Annotated in this window: 3 protein-coding genes; 1 reads left to right on the forward strand and 2 read right to left on the reverse strand. The window is 74.4% G+C overall.

What is annotated here, in order from left to right; all coding sequences use genetic code 11:
• Positions 1 to 313 precede the first annotated feature (313 nt).
• Together LCE31_RS38265 and LCE31_RS38270 are read right to left on the reverse strand one after the other, a co-directional pair.
• Complete coding sequence (locus tag LCE31_RS38265; protein ID WP_225022786.1) at positions 314 to 1,453, reverse strand: alcohol dehydrogenase catalytic domain-containing protein; 1,140 nt, start codon at positions 1,451 to 1,453, stop codon at positions 314 to 316.
• Between the two features lie 39 nt (positions 1,454 to 1,492).
• On the reverse strand, positions 1,493 to 2,062 hold the full coding sequence (locus tag LCE31_RS38270; RefSeq protein WP_225022783.1) for a TetR/AcrR family transcriptional regulator: 570 nt from the start codon (positions 2,060 to 2,062) through the stop codon (positions 1,493 to 1,495).
• 215 nt (positions 2,063 to 2,277) lie between these two features.
• Between LCE31_RS38270 and LCE31_RS38275 the strand changes: the two genes are divergently transcribed.
• A complete protein-coding gene (locus LCE31_RS38275; protein ID WP_225022784.1) occupies positions 2,278 to 3,132 on the forward strand; it encodes an alpha/beta fold hydrolase in 855 nt (284 codons plus the stop codon).
• Positions 3,133 to 3,181: the final 49 nt, after the last annotated feature.

Genomic DNA, 3,181 nt, shown 5'->3' on the forward strand with positions numbered 1-3,181 from the left:
CCCGCGGGGCCGCTGCCCGCCCGGCCGGGCCGGCGGCCCCCTGGGACGCTCCCCGGGGGTCTGACGCCGTTGGTCGCCGCCTCGGCCGCACCGCGTGTACCGGGCGCCGCTGTCGTCTCGGTTCCAGGGGTCGGTTCCACGTCGTGCCCGTGCCCTGAATGCCCGCACCCACACGGCGGCCGGGGGCGATTAACTCAAAACTAAGGTTGGCTGCCCCATTTGCCGCGAATCATTCACGCGATACTCAGACGGACCGCTCGGCCGCACTCAGACGGACCGCTCGGCCGCACTCAGACGGACCGCTCGGCCGTGCTCAGACGGGCCGCCCGGCCGCCGTGTCCGCGGGGTGCTCCCGCACCTGTGGGGTGACCACCGTCATGCCCGCCGCGTGCGCCCCCGCGGGCTCGCCCATCGCGGCCAGCGCCGCGGGCACCGCGTCCAGTCCGATCACTGAGGTGACCAGCAGGTCGGGGCGCAGCCCGCCCGCCGCCACCTGCCGCATCAGCCGCGGATACGCGTGCGCCGCCATGCCGTGCGAGCCCAGTACGTCGATCTCGTACGCCACGACACGGTCCATCGGCACCGGCGTACCGCCGCCCGGCAGCAGCCCGACCTGTACGTGCCGGCCGCGCCGCCGCAGGGACAGCACGGACGCCGCACAGGTGGCGGGCGAGCCGAGCGCGTCCAGGGAGACCTGCGCCCCGCCGCCCGTCACGTCCAGGACCGCCGCCGCGATGTCCGCCGCCGGAGCCGGGTCCGATCCGGCCGCCATGCCCTGCCCGGTCGCCGTGCGCGCCACGGCCGCCGCGTCGACGGTCGCCGCGGCGCCGAACTCCCGCGCCAACTCCAGTGCGCGGGGCGCCACATCGACCGCGACGACGCGCGCCCCCGCCGCCGCGGCGATCATCACGGCCGACAGGCCCACACCGCCGCAGCCGTACACCGCGAGCCACTCGCCCGGCCTGACCCGCGCGCGCTCCGCGACCGCCCGGTACGCGGTGGCGAACCGGCAGCCGAGCGACGCCGCCGTCAGGAACGACATCGAGTCCGGTACGGCGACGAGGTTCGCGTCCGCGTGCCGCAGCGGCACCAGCTCCGCGAACGATCCCCAGTGCGTGAACCCGGGCTGTTCCTGCGCCTCGCAGACCTGCTGCTCCCCTGCGGCGCACGCGGCGCACCGGCCGCAGGCGCACACGAACGGCACCGTGACCCGGTCGCCCGGGCGCCAGTTGACGACCGAGGCGCCCACCGCCTCGACGCGGCCCGCCAGTTCGTGCCCCGGCACGTGCGGCAGGGCGATCCCGTCGTCGTGCCCCATCCAGCCGTGCCAGTCGCTGCGGCACAGGCCGCTCGCCTCGACCCGTACGACGACCCCGTCCGGCGACGGGACCGGGTCGGGCACTTCCCGGACGCCCGGCATGCCGCCGAACTCCTCGAACACCACGGCACGCATCGCCGTCACGCCCCTTCCTGTCCTGTCGTGCGTCGTCGCTCACCGGTCCTGGCGGTCTCCGGCTTCGGCCAGGGCCCGCCGCACGGCCTCCACCACCACGGCGCCCGCCGTGAGCACCGGCTCAGGATCGCGCAGCGCGCGGCTCAGCACGAACGCGCCCTCCAGCGAGCAGATCATCGACGTCACCAGCGCGCGCGCCGTGTCCTCGGGCAGGCCGTGCCGGGTGAAGCGCCCGGTGCCCGCGGTGAGCCAGTCGCCGAAGACGTCGGCCGTGGCGACGCGCAGCGGCTCGTTGGTGCTCGCGACTTCAAGTGCCACCGTCTCGATGGGGCAGGCGTCCTCGTAACCCGTGGCCACCAGGGTGTGGGCGGCGCCCGTGAACACCATGCCGACCCCCGTGACCAGGTCGGGCGAGTGGTCGAGGACCGTGAGGACCAGGTCCCGGAACTCGGCGCCCGACCTGCGGACGACCTCCTCGCCGAGCTGCGCCTTCCCGCCGGGGAAGAAGTGGTAGACGGACCCGAAGGGCGCGCCCGCCGCGGCCACGATCTGCTTGAGCCCCGTACCGGTGTAGCCGTGCCGGCGGAACAGCTCCGCCGTCGCGGTCATGATCCGTTCCCTGGTCTGCGCCGCCACGACCCGCCCGCCCGCTCTCGCTCGTTGTGCCGACCCCGTTCCCCGCCTATTCTAACCGGTGTAATAGAGCGATCTATCAAGTCCGGTGCACGCGTGTCCCTGCACGCCGGAGGCAAGCCGGAGCGCGTCGAAGTGAACGAAGCCGGAGCACGTCGGAGTACATCCGTGAACGACCGTGGAGGACCGCGATGCCAGAAGTGACCCTGTCGGCGGGCACCCTTCGCTACGAGGACACCGCGCCCGGCGGGGACCCGGGGAAGCCGACGCTCGTCCTGCTGCACGGGGTGACCATCGACAGCTCGGTGTGGAGCGGGGTCGCCGCCGACCTCGGCGACGATTTCCGCTGTGTCATGCCGACCCTGCCGCTCGGCGCGCACCGCGTCCCCATGCGCCCGGACGCCGACCTGTCGTTGCGCGGACTCGCCCTGCTGGTCGGGGAGTTCATCGAAGCGCTCGACCTGCGCGACGTCACGCTCGCACTGAACGACTGGGGCGGCGCGCAGCTGCTCCTGACCGAGGGAGCGCCCGACGTCGTGGCGCGGATCGGCAGGGTGGTCCTCGTCGCGTGCGAGGCGTTCGACAACTACCCGCCCGGGCTGCCAGGCCGCCTCCTCTCCGTCGCCTGCAGGACGCCGGGCGGCCTCGCGCTCCTGATGAAGGGGCTGCGGTACCGGGCGGTGCGCAGGGCGCCGGGCGGCTGGGGCTGGATGAGCCGGCGGCCCGTGCCCGACGCCATGATGGACGCCTGGTTCACCCCGGCGCGCGTGGACCCGCTGATCCGCCGCGACCTCCTCGCGTACGCCCTGAACCTGCCCGACCGCGCGGAACTGCTCCGGTACGCCGAGCGGATGCGGTCCTTCGAGCGGCCCGTGCTGGTGGTGTGGGCGAAGGAGGACAGGCTCATGCCCCGTGCGCACGGCGCCCGCCTCGCCGAGGTCTTCCCGGACGCGCGGCTGGTTGAGCTGGAGGACACGTACACGCTGATCCCGCTCGACCAGCCGCACCGGCTTGCCGCCCTGCTCAGGGACTTCGCCGGCGGCTGAGCGGGAGCGCCGCCCCGCGGGTGCGGGGAGAGGGGCGGCGGGCGAGAGG

The organism is Streptomyces sp. 8L (assembly GCF_020176795.1).
In the GTDB taxonomy this organism is placed as follows: domain Bacteria; phylum Actinomycetota; class Actinomycetes; order Streptomycetales; family Streptomycetaceae; genus Streptomyces.

Bases quoted from the DNA above. Each gene is read 5' to 3' on its own strand.
- LCE31_RS38265 (WP_225022786.1), bottom strand. From the start codon at position 1,453: ATGCGTGCCGTGGTGTTCGAGGAGTTCGGCGGCATGCCGGGCGTCCGG.
- LCE31_RS38270 (WP_225022783.1), bottom strand. From the start codon at position 2,062: ATGACCGCGACGGCGGAGCTGTTCCGCCGGCACGGCTACACCGGTACG.
- LCE31_RS38275 (WP_225022784.1), top strand. From the start codon at position 2,278: ATGCCAGAAGTGACCCTGTCGGCGGGCACCCTTCGCTACGAGGACACC.